Genomic DNA, 24300 nt, shown 5'->3' with positions numbered 1-24300 from the left:
GTCAATACCCTGACTTATTCTTCGTCCAAGTCGATGTTGATACCAAGTGAACGGATTTCTTTCATAATTACGTTGAAAGATTCCGGTGTGCCCGGATCCATTTGTTGGTTGCCGCTGACGATGTTTTTATACATCTTCGTACGACCGTTCACGTCATCGGATTTCACGGTTAACATTTCTTGTAAGGTATAAGCCGCACCATAAGCTTCAAGTGCCCACACCTCCATCTCACCGAAACGTTGACCACCGAATTGTGCCTTACCACCCAACGGTTGTTGAGTAACAAGACTATAAGAACCGGTTGAACGCGCGTGCATTTTGTCATCAACCAAGTGGTTCAATTTGAGCATATACATGTAACCTACTGTTACCGGACGCTCAAATTTCTCACCTGTACGACCATCATAAAGGGTAATTTGACCGGAAGTCGGTAAACCACCAAGCTCTAATAAGCCTTTAATTTCTTTTTCATGGGCACCATCAAATACCGGTGTCGCAATCGGCAAGCCTTTACGCAAGTTTTGTGCTAAACGCATCACTTCTTCGTCAGTAAAGGTGCTGAGATCCACTTTTTGTGAACCGCCGCCAAGGTCATAGGCTTTTTGCATGTATTCACGCAATTTCGCGATAGATTGTTGTTGTTTAATCATCGCGTTAATTTGATCGCCGATGCCTTTCGCCGCCAAACCTAAGTGAGTTTCTAAGATTTGACCGATATTCATACGGGACGGAACGCCCAGCGGGTTCAATACGATTTCAACAGGTTGACCGTTTTCATCGTATGGCATGTCTTCCACAGGGTTAATTTTGGAGATAACCCCTTTGTTACCGTGACGACCCGCCATTTTATCACCCGGTTGAATTTGACGTTTCACCGCCAAGTACACTTTAACGACTTTCAACACGCCCGGTGCTAAATCGTCGCCTTGGATAATCTTGTTGCGTTGAACTTCCAATTTACGTTCAAATTCTTTGCGCAATTCTTCGTGTTGTTCCGCTAACTGCTCTAATTGGTGTTGTTTTTCCTCGTTATCTAAGGTTTGTTCCAACCATTTAGTGCGGTCTAATTTATCTAAGGATTTCGCATCGAAACCACCAGATAACAATAGGTTGCGGACACGCATAAACAAGCCGGCTTCCAAGATCTCAAACTCTTCGCTCAAGTCTTTTTTCGCTTGTTTTAATTGCATTTCTTCGATTTCTAACGCACGTTTGTCTTTTTCTACACCATCACGGGTAAACACTTGTACGTCAATAACAGTACCGGAAACGCTGTTTGGTACACGTAAAGAAGAGTCTTTCACATCAGACGCTTTTTCACCAAAGATCGCGCGTAATAATTTTTCTTCCGGAGTTAATTGGGTTTCACCTTTTGGTGTCACTTTACCGACCAGAATATCGCCGCCCTTCACTTCTGCACCGATATACACAATACCGGATTCGTCCAATTTACTTAATGCTGCCTCACCGACGTTAGGAATATCTGCGGTAATTTCTTCCGCACCTAATTTGGTATCACGTGCCACGCAAGAAAGCTCTTGAATGTGAATAGTGGTGAAACGATCTTGTTGTACTACACGTTCGGAAACTAACATGGAGTCTTCGAAGTTATAACCGTTCCATGGCATGAACGCCACGCGAATATTTTGACCGAGCGCCAATTCACCTAAATCGGTAGAAGGACCATCCGCCAAAATTTCACCACGCTCAACCGGCTCACCTAGTTCCACACAAGGAATTTGGTTGATACAGGTGTTTTGGTTAGAACGGGTATATTTGATTAAGTTATAAATATCAATACCGGCTTCGCCCGCAACGGTTTCGTCTTCATTGACTTTCACCACGATACGGGAAGCGTCCACGTATTGAATCGTACCACCGCGTTTTGCAACAACCGCAACACCGGAGTCAAGCGCTACCGCTTTCTCAATACCAGTACCGACCAATGGTTTGTCTGCGCGTAATGTTGGTACTGCTTGACGTTGCATGTTCGCACCCATCAAGGCACGGTTCGCATCGTCGTGCTCCAAGAATGGAATCAAAGCTGCAGCCACAGAAACCACTTGTTGGGTAGAAACGTCCATATAGTGAATTTCTTCAGGTTTATACAGACCTGATTCACCATGTTCACCACGACAAGTAACAAACGCATCAGTAAAACGGAAATTTTCATCAAGGTTTGAGTTCGCCTGTGCAATAACGTATTTACCTTCTTCAATCGCAGAAAGGTATTCGATTTCTTCAGTCACTTGGCCATTGACGACTTTACGATATGGCGTTTCTAAGAAACCGTAGTCGTTAGTACGTGCATAAACGGAAAGCGAGTTAATCAAACCGATGTTCGGACCTTCAGGGGTTTCAATCGGACACACACGACCATAGTGAGTTGCATGTACGTCACGCACCTCAAAGCCGGCACGTTCACGAGTTAAACCGCCCGGACCCAATGCAGAAATACGACGTTTGTGTGTGACTTCTGATAACGGGTTGTTTTGGTCCATAAATTGGGATAATTGAGATGAACCAAAGAATTCTTTTACCGCAGCAGAAATCGGTTTCGCATTAATTAAATCTTGTGGTGTAACCGCTTCCAGGTCACCTAAAGACAAGCGCTCTTTCACCGCACGTTCAACACGCACTAAACCAATACGGAATTGGTTCTCTGCCATTTCACCCACTGAACGAATACGACGGTTACCCAAGTGGTCGATATCATCCACTTCACCACGACCGTTACGAATTTCGATCAGTTTCTTCATGACATTAACGATATCTTCGTTACTTAATGTGCCACTGCCGGTAGTTTCTTCAATGCCTAAAGAGCGGTTGAATTTCATACGACCTACCGCAGATAAATCATAACGGTCGGAAGAGAAGAATAGATTATCAAATAACGCTTCAGCTGCTTCTTTTGTCGGCGGCTCCCCCGGACGCATCATGCGATAGATTTCGACTAGCGCACTCAAACGGTCATAAGAAGGGTCAACACGTAGGGTTTCAGAAATATACGGACCATAATCAAGATCATTCGTAAACAAAGTCTCAATTTGTGTATAACCGGCTTGTGCCAATTTAGCCAATAACTCAAGGGAAAGCTCCATATTGGCAGGGCAAACCAATTCACCGGTTTCAAGATCCACATAATCTTTTGCTGCAACTTTGCCAACAATATATTCAGTCGGTACTTCAACTTGACTAACTTTGTCTTTTTCTAAGGATTTAATATGACGAGCAGTGATGCGACGACCACGTTCAACATACACTTTGCCATTAGCTTCAATATCAAATGCTGCCGTTTCACCACGTAAACGTTCAGGCATTAAATTCATCAGCAATTTATTATCTTTAATTTCAAAGACAACTTTATCAAAGAAAAGATCTAGGATTTGTTCAGTGGTGTAACCTAACGCACGCAAGATAATGGTTGCCGGTAATTTACGACGACGGTCAATACGCGCATATAAGTTATCTTTTGGATCAAATTCAAAATCCAACCATGAACCACGGTAAGGAATAATACGTGCGTTATATAGCACTTTACCTGAAGAGTGCGTTTTACCTTTGTCACTATCAAAGAATACGCCCGGACTACGGTGTAATTGAGACACGATAACACGTTCAGTACCGTTAATCACAAAAGTACCGTTATCGGTCATTAAGGGGATTTCCCCCATGTAAACTTCTTGTTCTTTAATATCTTTGATCGTACCCGGTGCAGCGTCTTTGTCATAACTTACTAAGCGTAATTTCACGCGTAATGGTGCTGCATAGGTGGTGCCACGGATTTGACATTCACGCACATCAAATACCGGCTCGCCTAATTGATAGCTAACATATTGTAATTCGGTATTTCCATTGGTACTGACAATAGGGAATACTGAACGGAAAGCGGCCTCTAAGCCTTGCTGACCATCCGGATCTCGTTGAATAAATTTCTCAAAAGAATCAAGCTGGATTGTTAATAAATAAGGAATATTTAAAACTTGCGGACGTTTGCCGAAGTCTTTACGAATTCGTTTTTTCTCGGTATAGGAGTAAACCATAGGGTTCCTCTGTTTGCTGTTCAGTGACCCACAATCAACACACAATAATTTGGGCAAAAATTGGTGATAACATATTAGATACCGTTTTAGATGACCGCACTATGAACCTTACTTCTTGAGTGGGTGACTCAAATTAAAATGCTGAATTTAATCTGAGGAAACAAAAGTAATTAAACGGCAAATTTACTTCTGTTTTTGATAGCACAAAATGGCTGATGGTCACCCACCAGCCATTTAGCCTGAGAAACAGGACAAAATAAAATCAAAATTATTTGATTTCTACTTTCGCGCCAGCTTCTTCTAATTCTTTCTTAAGTGCTTCTGCTTCTGCTTTAGCGATACCTTCTTTCAATACAGCAGGTGCAGATTCAACTAAGTCTTTAGCTTCTTTCAAGCCTAAACCGGTTGCACCACGTACTGCTTTGATTACAGCTACTTTGTTAGCACCCGCTTCAGCAAGCACTACATCGAATTCAGTTTTTTCTTCTGCTGCCGCTGCTGCACCACCTGCTGGCGCTGCTGCTACTGCTGCCGCTGCTGAAACACCGAATTTTTCTTCCATCGCTGCGATTAATTCAACGATTTCAGTTACAGTTTTTGAAGCAATCGCTTCAATGATTTGTTCGTTAGTTAATGACATAACAATCAATTCCTAAAATAAATAAAGTTAGATGAAGTAAGAAACGCTTAATGATTAAGCTGCTTCTTGTAATTTGTCGCGTAATGCCGCAAGAGTGCGAACAAGTTTGCCTGCCGCAGCTTCTTTCATTGTGCCCATTAAACGTGCAATTGCTTCGTCGTAAGTCGGTAATGTTGCTAAGAATTCAACATCTTGGATCTTACCTTCAAAGGCTGCACCTTTAAGTTCAAACTTATCGTTTGCTTTCGCAAATTCTTTGAACAAACGTGCTGCAGCACCTGGATGTTCAGTAGAGAATGCGATAAGTGTTGGACCGGTAAATGTGTCTTTCAAACATTCGAATTCAGTGCCTTCTACCGCACGACGTAATAAAGTATTACGAACAACGCGCATAGAAACACCGGCTTCGCGTGCAGATTTACGCAATTCGGTCATTTTGTCTACTGTTACACCACGGGAATCCGCGATCACAGCAGAAAGGGCACCTTTGGCTGCTTCATTTACTTCGGCAACAATTGCTTGTTTGTCTTGAAGATTTAATGCCATTGGCTGTTAGCTCCTGAATACACTCCGATTGCTCGGAATTTAAATACCTAATAAAACAACTATTAGGACGAATTCGGTGCACAGAAGCAAGAAAATTCTTATTCTGTTCACCATCTACGTAGGATGATTAAGATTGCTCCCCTACGGTCTTGGACGGGGCTTGAATGAGGTCAAGCACCAACCAGAAATACTAAACCGCAAATAAATTACGATCTAAAAAGGTCAAAGATTATAACGGTCGAAATATCGTTTGTAAATGCTCGATGACAAAAAATCACCACTCAACAATGATAAACACCGGAAAAAATAACCGCACTAACAAAAGTGCGGTCATATTTCATTTTACTTTGATGAATTACAGTGAAGCTTGGTCGATAGCTACACCAGCACCCATTGTCGTAGAAAGACTGACTTTCTTAATGAAGATACCTTTAGAAGTTGCAGGTTTTGCTTTAGTTAAAGCGGCTAACAACGCTTGAAGGTTTTCTTTTAATTGCGCTTCAGAGAAGTTTGCTTTACCGATAGTGGTGTGAATAATACCGTTTTTATCATTACGGTAACGAACCTGACCGGATTTCGCATTTTTAACAGCATCCGCAACGTTTGGTGTCACAGTACCCACTTTCGGGTTTGGCATTAAACCACGTGGGCCTAATACTTGACCTAATTGACCAACAACACGCATTGCATCAGGAGAAGCGATTACAACGTCAAAGTTCATTTCGCCTTTTTTAACTTGCTCTGCTAAGTCTTCCATACCGACTAAATCAGCGCCTGCTGCTTTAGCTGCTTCGGCATTCGCACCTTGGGTGAACACAGCCACGCGAACTTCACGACCTGTACCATGTGGTAACACAGTTGCACCACGAACGTTTTGGTCAGATTTACGAGGATCGATACCTAAGTTTACTGCAACATCAACACTTTCAACGAATTTAGCCGTTGCGAATTGTTTTAACACCGCGATTGCTTCGTTGATTTCGTATGCTTTAGTAGAATCTACGCCAGCTTTGATTGCTTTCATTTTTTTAGTCAATTTAGCCATCGTATTATTCCTCCACCACTAAGCCCATTGAGCGAGCAGTACCAGCAATTGATTTCATTTTGGTTTCGATCGTCGCACCAGTCATATCTGCTGCTTTCGTTTCAGCGATTTGACGAACTTGATCTAAAGTGACTTTACCCACTTTATCTTTGTTCGGTTTACCGGAACCAGATTTGATACCTGCTGCTTTTTTCAATAAAACTGCTGCCGGTGGGGTTTTTGTAACGAACGTAAATGAACGGTCTGCATAGACAGTAATAACAACCGGAATTGGTAAACCTTTTTCTAAGCTCTCAGTACGAGCGTTGAACGCTTTACAGAATTCCATGATATTCACACCTTGTTGACCTAATGCCGGACCAACTGGTGGTGATGGGTTTGCCATACCCGCTGCGACTTGCAACTTAACGTAGGCTTGGACTTTTTTTGCCATTTTAGTTTCCTCTAAATGGGTGATAACGCTATTGCTAGCTCCCCTGTTGTTAAAAAGGGCTGCATTCTAATCAAACGCAACCGGTTTTTCAAGTAAAATACTTGAGAAAGTGACCGCACTTTATCCTAGTTGATTTAAAGTGCGGTCAAAATTTTGAACATTTTTAACTAGCTATTCTTTTCCACTTGACCAAATTCAAGCTCAACCGGTGTCGCACGACCAAAGATAGATACAGAGACTTTCAAGCGGCCTTTTTCGTAGTCGATTTCTTCGACTGTACCGTTGAAATCCATAAATGGTCCTTCGGTGACGCGGACTTCTTCGCCCGGTTGGAAAGTCGTTCTTGGTTTCGGTTTATCACTATTTTGCTCTAAGCGATTTAAAATAATATCCGCTTCACGATTGCTAATTGGTGCCGGTTTATCCGGTGTACCACCGATGAAACCCATCACGCGTGGCACGCTACGCACCAAGTGCCACGTGTCATCGTTCATTTCCATTTGTACTAACACATAACCCGGGAAATATTTACGTTCACTTTTGCGACGTTTACCTGCCACATTTTCGACAACTTCTTCTGTCGGCACTAATACTTCACCAAACTGTTCTTCCATATTGTGAAGTTTGATGTATTCACGCAATGTGGTCGCTACGCGCGCTTCAAAACCGGAGAACGCTTGCAACACATACCAACGTTTTTTATTTGCGGTTTCGGTCATTTTAGAATCTCCAGTCGGTTAAGAAGGTAATGATGCTAACGATGATTGAATCCAAGCCCCAAAGAATTAAAGACACAAATACGGTCACACCAACAACGATAAAAGTTGTTTGCGTTGCTTCCGGACGGCTTGGCCAAACAATTCGACGTAATTCAGTACGGGCATCTTGAAAGAAACCAAGGGCTTTTCTGCCTTGATTGGTTGTCGCTGCAACCCCTAAAGAGATCAACAACAACACGATAACCGCAACAACGCGAATTGGGGTGGAATATTGATCTTGGAAATAGATATTACCAAATGCACTCGCCGCAATGATTGCAACGGTTAACAACCATAAAAAAATGTTTAATCCTTTAGACTTTTCAACGGAAGCCTCAGATTCATTTTTCTTTTTCTCAATCTCTAATGCCATAAAAATTTATCCATTATGTAACTTTAAAAAATAGGGATCCTTTTTCGAACGCAGAATTATAACAGCTAATTTTCCAGTTTCACAATTAAAAATTGCGCATTTACACAAGTGCGGTCGTTTTTCAGCGTGTTTTTAAACATCCTCAAAATCCACTGCACTTTTTACCACAACTGATACAGTGCGATAATGAAGGGCATACTAAACATGCAAAGAAGGGTAGTAACCCCATAAATGGCACTGGCTTTTTGTGGATTATTACCAAAAATTAACGCCATTTGGGTGACCGTCGAAGCCGCTGGGCTTGTTGTTGCAAGGAAACTAATCAAAGCGATCGTTTCACCGTTTTGCACCCAACCGGAAAAACCACAAAGTTTGATGATGACCATTAAAAACAATGGGATCACCAACAAGCGCAGGAAGGTCACCAAATAAATACGTTTAGAGGAGAAAAGATCCCGCAGTGGAATAGAAGCAATCAGCATACCGGCAATCAACATGGCATTCGGCCCAATAAACATCCCGACGGAAGATAACGTACCATTGATGGTATCAGGCAGTTTAATTTGCAAAGCAAACATCACTAAACCAATCATGATCGACCAAATATTGATATTTTTTAGCACCATTTTCAGCGTTAAATTGCCCTTTCCGGCAATAATCAGGCGACAATGTGTCCAAAACATAAACGTTTGCACGATGATAAAACAACTGGCGTAAACCACCCACTCTTTACCGAATAATCCCATCACTAGGGGAATAATCAGATTGCCTGAATTGGCATAAATCGATGCCGCATGCTCGATAGGGTCCAATTTCAGTGTACTTTTTAACACTGCACCGATAATCACCAGCATACCATGTAAAAACACCGCCATCCCAAAAGACAGCATTAATCCCTCTAGAATTTCCGGCGTATACGAAATCTGAAAAGCTTCAATCATGACGGCGGGGCTGATGATATATAACCCGATAATAGACAGCGGCTTACTGTCTTCCGATTTAAGCAATTTGCTTTTCACCAACCCATAGCCCATCAACACAATAAGGGTCAGTTCAACGATTTTCGTGCCGAGAATGAATGCGATATCCATAGTTGTTCTTCGTCAAAATAATTAAAAATCACACCGCACTTTGTTTATAAACGTATCCATCGCCTTGCGGGATAAATTCAAACACATGCGTAATGCAATTCGGCGCGTCCTGATCTTGGTGGGACACGAAGAGCAGTTGGGTTTGACTATTGTTCACCAGTTGTTCGATAAAGTGCTTTACCAGTTTGCGATTCATGCCGTCGAGGCCTTGCAACGGTTCATCTAAAATCAATATGGGCGGGTGTTTCACCATCGCGCGGGTAATCAACAACAGGCGCTGTTGCCCCCAAGAAAGGGAACGAAACGGACGATTTGCCAACGCCTCCATATTCAAGCGCGTAAGCCATTGCATCGCCTTGATCCGCAGTGCGCCGGGAACGCTTTGGTATACGCCGATGCTGTCAAAAAAGCCCGAAAGAATCACCTCTAACGCAGAACAGTTGACCCGATAATCCATGTGTAACTGACTGCTGACATAACCGATGTTGCGTTTAATCTCCCAAATGGTTTCGCCACTTCCCCGCTGTTTACCGAATAAAACCACATGATTAGCATAAGATTGCGGATGATCGCCGCAAATAAGCGACAATAGCGTAGATTTCCCCGCACCATTCGGCCCTTTAATCCACCAATTTTGCTCAGGCGCCACTGTCCAATCAAGCCGATTTAAAATGACATTCTCACCATATTGAACAGTAACGTTTTTTAGTTTAAAAGGGGATTGATTCGGCGGTAATTTAATCGGCGATACAGCACTTTCCGGCAACGGCACATCAACGTTTTGTTCCGCATATTGTACTTGTTGAAATAGACTTTGTTGCTCAACCTCCGTCCGCCCTCCCTGCAAAATTAACTGGTTGTGATCTAACAACGCCACATGATCAGCGGCAGAAGGAATGTCGGAAAAGCGATTGACGATCAACACCAACGCCATTTTTTCATTGAGCTGTTGTAGCAATTGTTGCCAATCCAACACAGACTGTTGATCTAGCCCTTCAAAAGGCTCATCTAAAATTAATAATTGCGGTTCGGCAACCAATGCCTGCGCCAACAACACTTTGCGGCTCTCGCCGGTAGAAAGCAACATAAACGGACGATCCAACAACGACGTAATATGCAACAGCGCCGCATAAGAGTCACACAAGGTTTCCTTATCACTACTGTTCAAAATGGTCTGACGTGCGGTTTTGCCGAAATCGTCTGGACTCACAGTGTCGTTGTTACGATCTTTAAAAGTTTGTTCCAGAATTTGCTGTTGCCGTTCAAAAGAAAACAACCCAATGCGTTCAAAATCACAGTGATATTCGCCCGCCTCAAGCGGCAATGTCCCTTGTAACGCTAATGAAAACGCCGTTTTCCCGCTGCCGTTACTGCCCACCACGACCCAATAATCCCGAGTCTTGACACAAAAGTGCGGTAGATTTAGCAAACGTTTTTCATGCAGTCGAAATTGCGCGTTTTCTATATTGAGTTGAGGCATGATTGCTCCTTTTATTTACCACAAGCAGACAGTACCACGGAACAATTTTCCCCATGAACATGACACTGCTACAAAGCTTTCTCTTCCGCTTTTTCCGGGTCTCGATAGCCGACTTGTGCCGTGCCATAAATATTGGGTTGCTGCCCGACGGCGAGTGCTACACAAACATGATTGCCGGAAGCGACAACGCGGCAATCTTGGGTTTTGTCATCGTTTGATGCCTGCACACATCCCTGCAAGGCAGCCCTTTCAGCCGCTTTGCTCATATTATTGTCACCGTAACCAAAGGCACCGGTATGCGGATTATACGCAATGACGCTCCAATGCATAGGAAAGTCTAATTTAGGCGGTTGAGGCGGATAAACCCGCTCTTCTTTCCCATAGCTCAATATGCTCCAAAATATTGCCATCATCACCATAAGTTTGCGCATATTTTTACTCCTCATTCACTATTTTACGGTGCATACAACACATCTAAATCCTGTTGTGGCAGGAAATCTTTTTCCTGTACTTGGAATTGTACCACCTTGTCGTTTTGCAAGACTTTCTTCACTTCTCCTTTGCCTTTCCAGCAAAATGACACCAACTGATCTTTTGGTCGCTCAATGGTTAAGGTGAAATCGGTGATTGGTTTTGCCCAGTTGGCCCCAGTTTTTAAAATATAGCCCAACTGACGATAAGAACCACCGCCCTCAGGAATTAATTTTTTAATGGCATGTTTAAATTCAGGACCAATACAATATTGCTCGGTAAACAGTGTCTCCTCACCGAGTTCTAATATAGACGAGATAGACACGCCACCACCGACCAAAGGGGCATATTCATGGCTGATGTAAGTCGTGTCGGAGGCTTTAAAGGTTTGCTGCCAACTATAAATAATTTGCCCGCCCCAAAACAGTTCACCTTCATATTTTTCCAATTCAAATTTGGCTAAACGAGGATCTTTACACTTCAAAATTTTATTCTCTGCCGATGCCGATTTGCGCAACCAAGGTTCCATCAATTCTTCCTCGGTTAAACCACAATCTCTGAAAATCGCCGTCACATCATGAGGCACCAATTTTTGTTCCTCTGTCCCTTCTTTTTCTGTTTTATAAAGAAACGCCCGCACATGCACTTGCGGTTTAATTTCCTTACCATTAGCGTAGATTTTAAAGGTATTAATTAACCCTGCTGTATCCGCAAAGTCTCCGTAATCATAAAGATAAACCTCAGGTAATGGGAATAGCACAGTTTCCGTAATGTCTTTGTCGGTGAGATTTTGATATTCGTAGTCCACCTTAATTTTATCGAGGCTGATAAACAGATTCTCTTTTTGCATGGCAATATTGTCATTTTTGATGTATTCCACGCCACCAGTGGACACAAACCCCATGCTGTCGTTGGCTTGTGCGGTAAAAGCGAAACAGAGAGCGATTAAAGCAACGTATTTTTTCATATTGGTCCTCAGGAAATAATATATTGATGAACGGCGAAAATCATAGCAGGAATTAGCAGGATTAGGGATAAAAAGTGCGGTGGGTTTTGAAAACGTTTTTGAGACTCGACCGTGAGTAATACATTACTCTGGTTGGCACGCATCAGGAGACGCACGCCATCAGAGTAAGTTACTACCTTAGGGCTAAACCTTGCTTTTTGCCCAATTCACTGCTGTTTCAATGGCCTTTCTGGCTTGTGGGCTATTTCGCCAACAGGTTGACCCCGTGATTTCGGCACCTCTTTGAAGAATAAAATCAGGGCTCGTCACCGCCAGTATTTTGACATCATCTAATCCCATTTCTTCTAAACGCTTTAAGATCGTTGCGCCGATACCTTTTTCAGCTAAAAGGCTGCGCTTTTCTGATTCACTCAATGGCATACGATTTCCTCATAAGATAAAAAATGCGGTAAAAATCTACCGTACTTTGTTCAACTTTATGCTTCCGCCTTCGGTTTAATCACCGCATAAATTACACCGGTGACGACAGAACCTATGGCGATAGCCGCAAGATACATCAACGGCTCAGAAACAAACGGTACCACAAATAAACCACCGTGTGGCGCTTGCAAGGTAATGCCTAAACTCATGGAAATCGCCCCCGCAGTGGCACCACCAAGGATGCTACTGATAATCACGCGCAGCGGATCTGCCGCCACAAATGGCAATGCCCCTTCGGAGATAAAACAGAAGCCAAGTACGAAAGAGGCTTTACCCGCATCACGTTGATTGGAGGTGAATTTACTGCGCGCTAACCAAGTGGCGATAGCCATGCCGATTGGTGGCACCATGCCTGCTGCCATTGCCGCTGCCATTGGGGTGTAAACCTGAGAGGCGATCATGCCCACAGAGAAGGTATAAGCCGCTTTGTTTACCGGCCCCCCCATGTCGATACACATCATGGTGCCGATAATCACGCCAAGCACCATGGCATTCACATCGCCCATGGATTTTAGCCACTCACTCAACGCCGTCATGATTTTTGCGACAGGCGGGTTAATGAGATAAATCATGGCTAAGCCGACAATGAAAGACCCCAATAACGGCAAAATTAAGATCGGTTTAAGGGACATTAGGCTTGGTGGTAATTTAATCACATCATTAAGCCCTTTCACCACATAACCTGCAAGGAAGCCGGCGATAATTCCGCCTAAAATCCCCGCGCCTGCGGTCGTCGCCAACATCCCGCCGATTAACCCCACGGCAAGCCCCGGACGGTCGGCGATAGAGAACGCCACATAACCGGCGAACACCGCGATCATTAAGTGGAATGCCGCGCCGCCACCAATATCCATTAAGGCTTTCGGCAAGCCACCCGCGATGTTTTCGTCTTTGAACGCTTCAATACCGAACATGAAGGAAATGGCGATAAGCAAACCGCCCGCCACCACCAACGGCAACATGTGCGATACACCTGTCATCAGGTGCTTATAGACGCCTTTCTTCTCGCCGTGCTCTTCGGCTTTCGCCGCGGACGTTGCGCCGCCTTCGTAAATTTTGGCTTCTTTAAAGGCTTTATCGAATTCTTGCGCAGTTTTCTTCAGCGCAAGCCCCGTGGAGGTGCGATACATTAATTTGCCTTTGAATTTGTCCAACGGCACGTCAATATCCGCCGCCACAAACACCAAATCAGCTGCCGCCACTTCTTCCGCCGTGATTTCATTGCCTGCCCCCACTTGTCCGCGGGTTTCCACTTTCACCTGCCAGCCTTGTTGTTTGGCGTAGGTTTCGATGGCTTCGGCAGACATGAACGTATGCGCAACGCCTGTCGGGCAAGCGGTCACCGCCACAATATTTTTCATTTTACTGTTAGAAACGACCGCACTTTCAGCAGGCGGAGCATAATCCTGCGCCTGTTGAATGGCGGTATCCAACAAGTTCTCAGGGGCGTTGAAATGCTCGTCAATGTTTGCCAAAAACACTTTTTTGCCATTGAATTGAGCGTTATTGGGTAAAATATTCCCCAAAACGATGATTAAATCTGCCGACTCGGCACTGTCCACGATTTGATGTTGTGCTTGCGCGGCCTTGCTTAGCATTTCGCGCAATAAAAAGGCTTTGGCGTTACCCAAATTCGCGGATGGAGTCAAATAAATATGCATAAGATTATCCCTCAATGGCAGTGATGTTGACATTGTTTAAAATTGGTTCAAGCAACGTGCGGTCAGAAATGCCCACGTTACTTTGCGACACGGCAAAAGCAGACACCGCACTGGCAAAGGCAAGGGTGTCTTTTTGTCGAAGACCGTTAATTAAGCCGTAAATCAAGCCCGCCACCATAGAATCGCCTGCACCTACAGTACTCACCACATTTTCACATTTCGGTGGTTGTGCTTGGATCACAGCCTCGTCACTTAACCAAACGGAACCTTGAGCGCCCATGGAAATAATCACATTGGCAATGCCCTGTGCTTTTAATTTCTTGGCGGCAGACACAATTTCTTCCAGTGAATTTAAGGTATAACCCACCCAGGCCTCTAATTCGCGATGATTCGGTTTCACCAGCCAAGGCCGTGCGCTCAACCCCGCGGCTAGCGCTGTATTGCTGCTGTCTAACACCACTTTTATGTCCGCCTGATGGAGTTGTTTTAGCCAATCGGCGAACAAGTCCGGCGTCACGCCACGCGGTAAACTGCCGCACACAGCGACGATGTCGAAAGATTTACAATACGCGAGAGAATCCACCACAAATTGTTGCCATGCGCTGTCACTGATTTCATAGCCTAAAAAATTGAGATCGGTCACATCCGCGTCGGTTTCGGTAATTTTCACATTGATACGGGTTCTGCCCGACACGCGCTGGAATTTGTCTTGTAATCCCAGTTTGTTGAAAAGCGTAACAAAGTCCCCTTGGTTATCTTCACCAAGGAAACCGCCCACCGTGACATCAACGCCTAAATCTTTTAACACTTTCGCCACGTTAATGCCTTTGCCCGCAGGGAAAAGTCCAAGGGTTTCCACGGTATTGACTTCGCCCAATTCGATACGTTTTAAACGCCCAACCAAGTCATATGCGGCGTTTAAGGTGATAGTTGCGACTTTTGCCATCATTATTCCCCTAATCCTGCGTTAATTGCTGCACCAATACCCTCAATAGCTTGTTGTGCTTGCTCGCCGGTGGCCACAAAACGTAAACGATGACCTTTCACTACACCTAACGCCACCACTTTCATTAAGCTTTTTGCGCTGACAAATGGCGTATTGCGATCAAGATTTTGTACAGCAACATTGGCGTTATATTTTTTCACTTCACTGACGAGGATCGCCGCCGGGCGCGCATGCAATCCATGTTCATTTTTGACTTCAAAAACCCCTTCTACAGATTCACTCAGATTTTCCACCGCACTTTCACCACTTGGGGCAGAAGTTGTTGGCTCAGAAGTGGTTGGTGCAACTTGGTCCATCACTTCAATGGTGTCCGGTTCACTTGGTGGCACGGCAGAAATCGCTTCGCCAAGTCCTGACGCAATCACCTTGCCAATAGCTTCCACTACGGCTTGCGCATCCTCGCCCTCTGCCACAAAACGTAAACGATGCCCCTGCGTTACGCCCAAAGCGACAATTTTCATCAAGCTCTTAGCACTCACCAGCGCACTGCCGCGCGTGAGGTTTTCCACGGTCATTTGAGAAGTAAATTTTTTCACTTCGTTCACTAAAATGGCACTAGGACGGGCGTGTAAGCCATGTTCGTTACGAATGGTAAAGGTGCCGACAACACGACTTCCCGTGACAGATGGCATGACAGAAATGGTTGATGTTGTCTGTGTCGCGACTTGCGGAATCCGCTTGCCATTTAATGCCGCCACGATTTGATCGCTGCCACCGTTTAACAAGATTTGCTGTACTTCGGCATCTAACAGACGAGCTAACGTTTCATCAATTTGCTCGTTGGCATATGCCACCGTTACCACGCCATGCACCATTTTATTATTCACATTAAACGGCTGTTTTGCGCGACTGAACGCCAACCCATTCTTCTGGTTTCCTACGGCGGCATCGGTCACCCATAGGCCTTGCGCCAACGGCAATGCTGGATTGGCAATGACTTCCGAAACGTACTGATGATTGACCGCACTTTGTTGTTCTAATTTGCCGGCATTAATGGCGATTAAGGTGAGCAAACTGCTGGTGTCCACATCCAAGCTGATGTTTTCATCAGCCACATTAAATTCGTCCGCTTCGCCCATTAAAATGGCGCGGAATTTTTTCACATCGGTGAGCGTGGCTAATTTGGCTGCCGTGTCTTCATCGCCGAGAACGTGAGTTAGCTGGCGTAATAATGCCAAATGCTCGTCAGAACGTGCCGCAATGCCGATCACCACATAAGCGATGTTACCTTCGCCCCATTCAATCCCTTGTGGAAATTGGAAAATCTGCACGCCGGTGTTTTTTACCATACCACGGGTGTCTAACGTGCCGTGCGGAATGGCGATGCCATTGCCTAAAAAAGTTGGTGTTTGTTGTTCGCGCCCTAACATGCCTTGTAAATAACCGCTTTCCACATAACCGGCCTGTTCAAGGGCATTGGCTGCCAGCGTAATGGCTTGTTGCTTATTGTCAGCTTGAGCCGCTAAATGAATGTTGCTTTCGGGTAAATTAAACATTCTGTCTCCTTGTTTCTACGAGGGTATCAATGGGGTGCCTACCCCCCACAAAAACCTTTCAGCTAGGACTTAAAATACAAAAACTGCCGGTAAATACCGACAGTTTTGTAAATTATTTTCCGGTGCATAACTTAAGTAATTGCTCGGAACCTTGCATGATATATTCGTCATTTTCAGACCGCACTTTATCTTTTTTCAAATCTAACATGGCGTCATAAATACCTTGTGTCACACTCGGCACATCGAGGTGACTCCAGCATTTTGCATTTAGTTTGCCGAAATTATTTTGCAACGCAGAGGCATGTACAACGCCACTGTAGTAGGCATAAACATCGGAATCCTGACCCTGTGGGCTATACAATCTTTCTTTAATTTGTTCAACAGGTACAAGAATTCGGCCTAAATACCAATCATTAGCACCACTGGCGAAAGAATTAACATTAAAATCGCTGTGCACACGCCCTTGGTAGGTCGCGACGGTAGCCTCATACGCGGTAGCGTAAGATTTTTGGTCGATTTTATCTTCATCTAAGTCAATGACCGTTTTTTTGTCGCCCATGAAAGGCACATACGAGGAAAGGGAACAAGCACTCAACAAGGAGGCTAAAAAAAGAATGGAAAGTTTTTTAATCATAAAAATCCTTGAATCTCGGTGGAAGAAAACAAACTAACTCAAGCCTAGCACTCATTATACTGTTTCTCTAGCATGCAATAAATAGCTCACGATTATTGCACGTTACACTGCTGCAACTCATCCAATGTGTTGATATTGGTAAACGCCGCCTTATTTTCTGAGAAATCCACACTTACCGCCCCGTTTTGGCGCATAAACTGCAACATTCTGCGTTCGCCTGAAGCTAAATAAGCCGCCAACTTGTCTTTTAGGCTGCGCGCCATTAAACAAAACGTAGGATGTTCACGTTCGCCATCATGCACGTAAGCAATAGAAACGCCGTGAAAATCCACCGCACTTTTCAATTTTTCCAGTAAATTGTCCGGGAAGAAGGGGCTATCGCAAGGGACAAATAACACAAAATTCGTGTCAGCACGTTCCAACGCGGCCAAAATCCCACTTAACGGCCCTTGAAAGCCTTCGATATTATCGCTAAATACCGGTAACCCGGCTGTTGCATAAATTGCCTGATTGCGATTAGCATTAACCGAAACCTGTTCCACCTGCGAATGTAGGCGATCGTAAATGAATTGAAACAGCGGCTTACTATGCAATAATTGCAATCCCTTATCCACTCCCCCCATTCGCTTGGCTTGTCCGCCGGCTAGAATGACGGCACTAATTGAAATTGTCATATTTTCTTCCGAGGTTAATTACAGTATGATCTCGCCTAATTATTTTTCAATAATAAGGAAATGCGAATGAAATGTCATCGCCTGAATGAAATGTTGGAACTTTTACAACCTTATTGGTCTAAAGACGCCGATCTCTCATTAATGCAGATTTTACAAAAAATCGCTGATGAAGCCGGGTTTGACAAACCGCTTACGGAACTGCCTGACGAAGTCGTTATTTATCACTTAAAAATGGCCGGCAAAGACAAATTCGAGCCGATTCCCGGCATTAAAAAAGATTACGAAGAAGACTTTAAAACCGCGCTATTAAAAGCGCGCGGTATTATTAAATAAATCGATTATTAAGGATAACAAATGAAAAAATGGTTATTTTTAGCGCTGACAGCAGCGCTATCTGTTTCTGTTCAAGCGGCTAACTTAACGGAAGGTAAACAATATGTTGTGGTAGAAGGGCAACAACACAGCGCGCAACCGGAAGTATTAGAATTTTTCTCTTTTTATTGCCCACATTGCTATCACTTTGAAACACAATTTCACATTCCACAAAAAATTAGTGAGAGCCTGCCGGAAGGCACGTTATTCAAACAATATCACGTGGATTTTTTAGGTCGCCAATCTGAAAATCTAACGCGTGCTTGGGCGCTTGCCATTGCAATTAAAGCAGAAGAAAAAGTGAAAATGCCATTATTTAAAGCGGCACAAACCAATATGCTGAACTCGATGAACGACATTCGCCAAATCTTTATTGATAACGGTGTATCTGCCGAACAATTCGACGGTGGTATTGACAGCTTTGCAGTAAACGGTTTAGTCACCAAACAACAACATTTAGTCGAAAAATACCAAGTACGTGGCGTACCTGATTTCTATGTAAACGGTAAATATCGTGTGAATATGGAAGGCTTGGCACATGATGAAAACACTTTTGTGAGCGAATATGTCGAAACCGTAAAAGGTTTATTGCAAAAATAAACAAAAATTGGTTTAATGCCTGCCGATTTTATTTTCGATACCTATTTTTAGAGGATTATATGGCTGAGAGTTTTAGCGTAACCCGTCGTTTTTTTGACGACAAAAACTATCCACGTGGTTTTGCCCGTCACGGTGATTACACCATCAAAGAAGCACAAACTTTAGAACAATACGGACAAGCCTTCCGCGCATTAGATTCAGGCGAACGTAAGCCGGTAACCAAGGAAGAAAAAAGCTTTGTTGCTTTCTGCCGCGGTGAACGTGCAGCGGAAACCTTCTTCGAAAAAACCTGGCAAAAATACCGCAGTCGCATCTCTACCAACAAACGCCTTTACACCTTATCCGGCGTGGTTGGTGTGGATAATCTGGACGACTACTCGGCAGACTAATGACTTAAACAACAATCAGAAGGCTTGGGATTCCGAGCCTTTTGTTTTTACGACCGCCAATTCCATGAATGCTATGCTTAATTTACCCGTTGATCGTTACGCCGAATTGCTCGCAGAAAAGCAGCAAAAACTGACCGCACTTTTATCGCCATTTAATGCACCTGATTTACAGGTGTTCTCCTCGCCAAAGCAGCATTTCCGCATGCGGGCAGAGTTTCGAATTTGGCACGAAGGCGATGATTTCTATCACATCATGTTCGATCAACAGAGCAAACAACGTTATCGGGTGGACAATTTTCCTATCGCCAGCGAACTGATTAATCGCATGATGACGGCGTTGTTACCGTTGTTAAAACAGCAAATGGTATTACACCACCGCCTGTTTCAAATTGATTATTTAAGCACACAAAGCCAACAGATTATCGTCAGTTTATTGTATCACAAAGCCTTGGATGAAGATTGGCAAACCACAGCGCGAACCTTGCGTTCACAACTCCAACAGCAAGGTTTTAATGTGCAAATTGTTGGACGTGCCAGCAAGCAGAAAATTTGTCTGGAACAGGATTATGTAGATGAAATCCTAAACGTTCACGGTAAAGACTACATTTATCGCCAAGTGGAAAACAGCTTCACGCAACCAAACGCGGCAGTAAACAGCAAAATGTTGGAATGGGCGGTGGATTGCACGCGTAACAGCCATGGGGATTTATTAGAGCTCTATTGCGGCAACGGCAATTTTTCTATCGCACTAGCGCAAAATTTCCGCAAAGTATTGGCCACAGAAATTGCCAAGCCTTCGGTAGCCGCCGCGCAATTTAACATCGCAGCGAATCAGATAAACAATTTACAAATCATCCGAATGTCAGCGGAAGAATTCACGCAAGCCATGCAAGGCGTGCGCGAATTTAATCGCTTAAAAGGCATTGATTTGAAAGCCTATGAATGCAACACCATTTTCGTTGATCCGCCACGTGCCGGCTTAGATGCGGAGACCGTTAAACTGGTGCAACAATATGAGCGTATTTTGTATATTTCCTGCAACCCGCATACGTTGTGCGACAACCTGAAAACGCTCAGCCAAACCCACCACATTGAAAAAGCCGCCTTGTTCGATCAGTTTCCTTACACGGAACACATGGAAGCGGGCGTTTGGTTGGTGAGAAAGGGATAAACATGAATATCCAACTCCTCTGCGAAACCCAAACACTGCAAAATTCTACCGCACTTTTTGCGGAAGCTGGCTTAACACATGATCCCAACAGCCCGTTGGCGTTAGTGTGGACGGAAGCGGAAGGCGTGACGCGCTTAGAATTACGCAAATTAGACGAGCCAAAATTAGGCGCGGTATTTGTGGATTTTGTCGGCGGCACCATGGCACATCGCCGTAAATTTGGTGGCGGGCGTGGCGAAGCAGTGGCAAAAGCAGTAGGCATTAAACAAGACAAGCTGCCGACAGTCATTGACGCCACGGCAGGCTTAGGGCGTGATGCCTTTGTATTGGCGGCGCTCGGTTGCCAAGTGAAACTCGTTGAACGCCATCCGGTGGTGCGTTTGTTGTTACAAGATGGCTTGCAACGCGCTTATGCCGACGAAGAAATCGGCCCGTGGATGCAACAAAACATGCAACTGTTGCCTTATCAACATATCAATCAACTAAATCCTGACTCAGATTTCGCCGATGTGGTGTATCTCGATCCCATGTACCCGCACAAAGCCAAAAGCGCCTTGGTGAAAAAAGAAATGCGTGTGTTTCAACATTTGGTCGGTGCCGATTTAGATGCGGACGAACTGCTTGCGCCTGCGCTTCAACTCGCCCGTCAGCGCGTCGTGGTCAAGCGCCCCGACTACGCTGATTTTCTCGCACAAAAAGCACCGCACTTTTCCCGCGAAACGAAGAATCACCGTTTTGACGTGTATGTAAAACACGACTAAGCCATTTTATTCCACAAAATAATGGGGGATAAAATGGCTGTCATTGCCGGTGACGGCGGTGAAATCTTCCCGCAAGCCCATGCCGCAGGCCACATCGCCTACCACCCACGAACCGATAACCGGATACATCCCATCAAAATTCGGTAACTCAAATTTCTGTTGATAAATATAACCGGCATTGGCATAGAAATTTGAATGTTCACTACCTTTGGCGGCAAACTCCAAGCCGTTGCTTTTTTCATAATAAAACACGTTGGCACCTTCGCGCCCTAATAACGGCTTTTTCATCCAAATGGATTTACGATCCGTTATGTCATGTCGATTAAAATAGGTCGGCAATAAATACGGGTGGTTCGGGTGTTTTTGCCACAGTTTTCCAAGCAGCGCTTTGTTGCTCAGCAATAATTTCCATGCCGGTTCAAAAAATTGTGTGGCGCTGTTTAGCATATGTGGGGCATATTCAGTGGTCGTCATCCATTCTAACGGATACAATTTAAACAACGCTTCAATGGGTTGATTGTTGAGATCGACAAATTGTTGCGTGTCGTTGTCGTAGCCAATGTCTTCAATGGTCAAGCGGTGGATATGCCAGCCGGCGTTATACGCCACATCGGCAAGATAATCCAAATTGCCCCAATCTTCCCGTCCGGCATCTGCCATGGCGGCAAAATGAAAACCGGTTTTACCGCTTTGCTGTTGCAGTACGGAAAAACGGGTAATCAATTCTTCGTGAATCCAGTTGAATTGGTCACGATTCGGTAAGCCTTCCACTTGCTCCAACCACTGCCATTGCACCACTGCTGCCTCTAGCAAAGAGGTCGGCGTATCGGCGTTATATTCAAACATTTTGAGATTGTCGCCGTCATAACCGAAATCAAAACGGCCATATAAGTGTGGTGCGTTTTCACGCCAAGATTGTTCGATCAGATTTTTTTGTAAATCGGTAAACCGATAATGCTCGTAATCGCCTTGTTTCACTTCATCGGCAACGAAATCCATACACATGGCATGTAATTCGTTAGTAGCATCTTCGATTTTGTCGATTTCCGCCAACGTAAATTCGTAGGCAACATTGTCCGACCAATAATGCGAGCCATCGGTAGAAGGCAGATTGTAATAATCAAAGCCCACCTCAAGTAGCTGTTGCACCATGTCGGGACGGGTTGGAATACCGGTGATACGTTTCATGATTAACCACCGCCACTTTTACTGGTGTTACTGCTACTAAACCCACCGCGCGAAATCGGTTTGCTGTTTGCGCTGCCGGCACCACCCTTAACCAACACCGGCTTGCCCACAGAATGGTTGCCTTGCGGTCGAATAATTTGCCCTGTTGGCGTTGAAACGGCACGGTTATTGGGATTGTAACTCGGGCCTAGAAAACCACTCATGGCTTTGGCGATCATATAACCTGCTGCAGCCCCCGCAATGGCGCTGCCGATAGAAGGGCCTTCATCGCCGCTGGCTGTGGTCGTTGGCGTTGCATTATTGTCGCCGGCAACCGCGTTATTTTCGCTGCTCGCCACACTGCCATTGTTATTTGCCACAGGGTCCGTGTTTGCGCTTTGAGATTTATCCTGTTCGCATAATTCCGGTCTAATCCAGTCCGCGATGCAATCGTCCAGACTGTTGTACACATCCCGTTGCACTTCATCTTCCGAGCAGCCACCTAACAGCGCCACCACGGATAATGTCACTAAAATTTGGTTTTTCTTTTTCATAGAAAGCGTTTTACCTTCCCTCTTTTTCATCATATCTAAAACACATTGGCGTGAGAGCGCGATATCATAGCACAGAGTTTCTATGCCAATGAGTGCGGAGAAGAAAATAACCGTATCGTAAATTCGGTTGGACTTATTCACACCACAGGATTAGTATTTGCGAGTTACTTAACAAGATATTAACAATAGGATGTTTTATGAAACTTGATACGATTGCGTTACACCAAGGCTTCCATGCAGACCCGACGACCAATGCTGTGGCCGTGCCCATTTATCAAACCACCAGTTACGCGTTTAACAATTCTCAGCACGGTGCCGACTTATTCAACTTAAAAGTGCCGGGTAATATTTATACCCGTTTAATGAATCCAACTACCGATGTGTTAGAACAGCGTATGGCCGCCTTAGAAAGCGGTATCGGTGCAGTAGCAACTTCAAGCGGCATGGCGGCAATTAACTATGTGCTCGAAATTTTAACTGAAGCCGGCGATAACATTATTTCCTCTAACCGTATTTATGGCGGCACTGTCACCTATTTCACCCAAACCCTAAAACGCAAAGGTGTTGAAGTCCGCTTTGTGGATCCTAGCAAACCGGAAGAGATTATGAAACTCGCCGATACCAAAACCAAATTGGTGTTCTGTGAAAGCATCTGTAACCCAACCATTGATGTTATAGATTTGCCGAAATTCGCAGATTTTGCCCATCAGGCAGGCGTGCCGTTAGTGGTAGATAATACGGTTGCGACCCCAATGATTTGTCGCCCATTAGAATTAGGGGCAGATATCGTTGTCCATTCCCTCACCAAATACGTGGGCGGTCATGGCACCACCTTAGGCGGCGCGATTATTGATGGCGGTAAATTTGATTGGAAAGCCCAAGCGAAACGTTTCCCAACGCTGACCCAGCCGGACGAATCCTATCATGGCGTTGTGTATGCTGACGCACTCGGTGCCGCGGCATTTATCGGTTGCGTGCGGGTTGTCGGCTTACGCAATACCGGTGCCGTCATCAGCCCAATGAGTGCTTTCATATTATTACAAGGGCTGGAAACGCTCTCCGTACGCTTAGAACGCCACTGCGAGAATGCTTTAAAAGTCGCTGAATATTTGCAAAACCACCCGCAAGTCACTTGGGTTAACTATCCTGCATTGCCACAAGATCCTCGTAATCCATTGATTCAACGGGATTTCGGTGGACGCGCATCCGGCTTGTTAAGCTTCGGTATTAAAGGCAGTCGCGAAGCCGGTGCCCAATTTATCGATGCACTCAAAATGATTTTACGGTTAGTAAATATCGGTGATGCAAAATCTCTTGCCTGCCACCCGGCAACCACCACGCATAGCCAATTAAGCGATGAAGAGCTCAACCGCGCAGGTGTCACCTCTGACTTAATTCGTATCAGCGTCGGATTAGAACATATTGATGACATCCTCGCCGACATGGAACAGGCGTTTGCAGCAGTAAAAGCAAAATAAAAACACAGAA

Annotated in this window: 25 protein-coding genes; 6 read left to right on the top strand and 19 right to left on the bottom strand. The window is 44.7% G+C overall.

Features of this window, described 5'->3' with window-relative positions; genetic code table 11:
* Window positions 1–14: 14 nt before the first annotated feature.
* The 17 genes from rpoB to mobA form a co-directional block, all read right to left on the bottom strand.
* Window positions 15–4043, bottom strand: coding sequence for a DNA-directed RNA polymerase subunit beta (gene rpoB, locus ACO5E4_RS08195; protein WP_485862695.1), 4029 nt, complete (start codon window positions 4041–4043; stop codon window positions 15–17).
* A gap of 268 nt (window positions 4044–4311) precedes the next feature.
* Window positions 4312–4683, bottom strand: a complete 372-nt coding sequence (gene rplL, locus ACO5E4_RS08190; protein ID WP_485862694.1) for a 50S ribosomal protein L7/L12 — start codon at window positions 4681–4683, stop codon at window positions 4312–4314.
* A gap of 54 nt (window positions 4684–4737) precedes the next feature.
* Entirely contained in the window at window positions 4738–5229 is a 492-nt protein-coding gene (gene rplJ / locus ACO5E4_RS08185) for a 50S ribosomal protein L10 (RefSeq protein WP_021616062.1), read from the bottom strand.
* Between the two features lie 355 nt (window positions 5230–5584).
* Window positions 5585–6274: a 50S ribosomal protein L1 gene (gene rplA, locus ACO5E4_RS08180; RefSeq protein ID WP_485862693.1), complete on the bottom strand. Its 690-nt coding sequence runs from the start codon at window positions 6272–6274 to the stop codon at window positions 5585–5587.
* A gap of 4 nt (window positions 6275–6278) precedes the next feature.
* Window positions 6279–6707, bottom strand: a complete 429-nt coding sequence (gene rplK / locus ACO5E4_RS08175) for a 50S ribosomal protein L11 (RefSeq protein WP_005630840.1) — start codon at window positions 6705–6707, stop codon at window positions 6279–6281.
* A gap of 167 nt (window positions 6708–6874) precedes the next feature.
* Window positions 6875–7426 (bottom strand): transcription termination/antitermination protein NusG, encoded by a 552-nt coding sequence (gene nusG, locus ACO5E4_RS08170; RefSeq protein ID WP_314955772.1) that lies wholly within the window; start codon window positions 7424–7426, stop codon window positions 6875–6877.
* 1 nt (window position 7427) lies between these two features.
* A complete protein-coding gene (gene secE, locus ACO5E4_RS08165; protein WP_006719687.1) occupies window positions 7428–7838 on the bottom strand; it encodes a preprotein translocase subunit SecE in 411 nt (136 codons plus the stop codon).
* A gap of 161 nt (window positions 7839–7999) precedes the next feature.
* Window positions 8000–8929: an AEC family transporter gene (locus ACO5E4_RS08160; protein WP_485862692.1), complete on the bottom strand. Its 930-nt coding sequence runs from the start codon at window positions 8927–8929 to the stop codon at window positions 8000–8002.
* A 28-nt stretch (window positions 8930–8957) separates the two neighbouring features.
* Window positions 8958–10409, bottom strand: a complete 1452-nt coding sequence (gene modF, locus ACO5E4_RS08155) for a molybdate ABC transporter ATP-binding protein ModF (RefSeq protein ID WP_485862691.1) — start codon at window positions 10407–10409, stop codon at window positions 8958–8960.
* 68 nt (window positions 10410–10477) lie between these two features.
* Window positions 10478–10840 carry a DUF4189 domain-containing protein gene (locus ACO5E4_RS08150; RefSeq protein WP_485862690.1) on the bottom strand — a complete coding sequence of 121 codons (363 nt, stop codon included), beginning with the start codon at window positions 10838–10840 and terminating at the stop codon, window positions 10478–10480.
* Window positions 10841–10863: 23 nt separating this feature from the next.
* On the bottom strand, window positions 10864–11847 hold the full coding sequence (locus ACO5E4_RS08145) for a DUF4424 family protein (RefSeq protein WP_485862689.1): 984 nt from the start codon (window positions 11845–11847) through the stop codon (window positions 10864–10866).
* Between the two features lie 183 nt (window positions 11848–12030).
* The gene (locus ACO5E4_RS08140; RefSeq protein WP_485862688.1) at window positions 12031–12267 is read right to left on the bottom strand and encodes a recombinase RecA; all 237 of its coding nucleotides are present in this window, start codon (window positions 12265–12267) and stop codon (window positions 12031–12033) included.
* Between the two features lie 56 nt (window positions 12268–12323).
* Window positions 12324–13988, bottom strand: coding sequence for a fructose-specific PTS transporter subunit EIIC (locus ACO5E4_RS08135; protein WP_485862687.1), 1665 nt, complete (start codon window positions 13986–13988; stop codon window positions 12324–12326).
* 4 nt (window positions 13989–13992) lie between these two features.
* Window positions 13993–14934, bottom strand: coding sequence for a 1-phosphofructokinase (gene fruK / locus ACO5E4_RS08130; protein WP_485862743.1), 942 nt, complete (start codon window positions 14932–14934; stop codon window positions 13993–13995).
* Between the two features lie 2 nt (window positions 14935–14936).
* Window positions 14937–16490, bottom strand: a complete 1554-nt coding sequence (gene fruB, locus ACO5E4_RS08125; protein WP_485862686.1) for a fused PTS fructose transporter subunit IIA/HPr protein — start codon at window positions 16488–16490, stop codon at window positions 14937–14939.
* Between the two features lie 112 nt (window positions 16491–16602).
* A complete protein-coding gene (locus tag ACO5E4_RS08120; protein WP_485862685.1) occupies window positions 16603–17124 on the bottom strand; it encodes a hypothetical protein in 522 nt (173 codons plus the stop codon).
* Window positions 17125–17216: 92 nt separating this feature from the next.
* Window positions 17217–17798: a molybdenum cofactor guanylyltransferase MobA gene (gene mobA, locus ACO5E4_RS08115; RefSeq protein WP_485862684.1), complete on the bottom strand. Its 582-nt coding sequence runs from the start codon at window positions 17796–17798 to the stop codon at window positions 17217–17219.
* A gap of 66 nt (window positions 17799–17864) precedes the next feature.
* On the opposite strand from mobA, the gene ACO5E4_RS08110 reads away from it, so the two are divergent.
* The 5 genes from ACO5E4_RS08110 (at window position 17865) to ACO5E4_RS08090 (ending at window position 21091) form a co-directional block, all read left to right on the top strand.
* Window positions 17865–18131, top strand: coding sequence for a YihD family protein (locus tag ACO5E4_RS08110; RefSeq protein ID WP_485862683.1), 267 nt, complete (start codon window positions 17865–17867; stop codon window positions 18129–18131).
* A 21-nt stretch (window positions 18132–18152) separates the two neighbouring features.
* Window positions 18153–18770: a thiol:disulfide interchange protein DsbA gene (gene dsbA / locus ACO5E4_RS08105; protein WP_454904648.1), complete on the top strand. Its 618-nt coding sequence runs from the start codon at window positions 18153–18155 to the stop codon at window positions 18768–18770.
* 59 nt (window positions 18771–18829) lie between these two features.
* Window positions 18830–19159 (top strand): MaoP family protein, encoded by a 330-nt coding sequence (locus ACO5E4_RS08100; RefSeq protein ID WP_314955807.1) that lies wholly within the window; start codon window positions 18830–18832, stop codon window positions 19157–19159.
* A gap of 73 nt (window positions 19160–19232) precedes the next feature.
* Window positions 19233–20330 carry a tRNA (uridine(54)-C5)-methyltransferase TrmA gene (gene trmA, locus ACO5E4_RS08095; RefSeq protein ID WP_485862682.1) on the top strand — a complete coding sequence of 366 codons (1098 nt, stop codon included), beginning with the start codon at window positions 19233–19235 and terminating at the stop codon, window positions 20328–20330.
* 2 nt (window positions 20331–20332) lie between these two features.
* Window positions 20333–21091: a class I SAM-dependent methyltransferase gene (locus ACO5E4_RS08090; protein ID WP_485862681.1), complete on the top strand. Its 759-nt coding sequence runs from the start codon at window positions 20333–20335 to the stop codon at window positions 21089–21091.
* A gap of 6 nt (window positions 21092–21097) precedes the next feature.
* On the opposite strand, the gene ACO5E4_RS08085 is transcribed toward ACO5E4_RS08090, so the two are convergent.
* Both ACO5E4_RS08085 and ACO5E4_RS08080 read right to left on the bottom strand, forming a co-directional pair.
* Complete coding sequence (locus ACO5E4_RS08085; protein ID WP_485862680.1) at window positions 21098–22279, bottom strand: glutathionylspermidine synthase family protein; 1182 nt, start codon at window positions 22277–22279, stop codon at window positions 21098–21100.
* Window positions 22280–22281: 2 nt separating this feature from the next.
* Window positions 22282–22812, bottom strand: a complete 531-nt coding sequence (locus ACO5E4_RS08080) for a DUF1190 domain-containing protein (RefSeq protein ID WP_485862679.1) — start codon at window positions 22810–22812, stop codon at window positions 22282–22284.
* Window positions 22813–23009: 197 nt separating this feature from the next.
* Between ACO5E4_RS08080 and ACO5E4_RS08075 the strand changes: the two genes are divergently transcribed.
* Window positions 23010–24290: an O-acetylhomoserine aminocarboxypropyltransferase/cysteine synthase family protein gene (locus tag ACO5E4_RS08075; RefSeq protein ID WP_485862678.1), complete on the top strand. Its 1281-nt coding sequence runs from the start codon at window positions 23010–23012 to the stop codon at window positions 24288–24290.
* The last annotated feature ends 10 nt before the right edge of the window (window positions 24291–24300 follow it).

Source organism: Aggregatibacter sp. (genome assembly GCF_057314075.1).
This window is presented reverse-complemented; position numbering and strand designations above follow the sequence as displayed.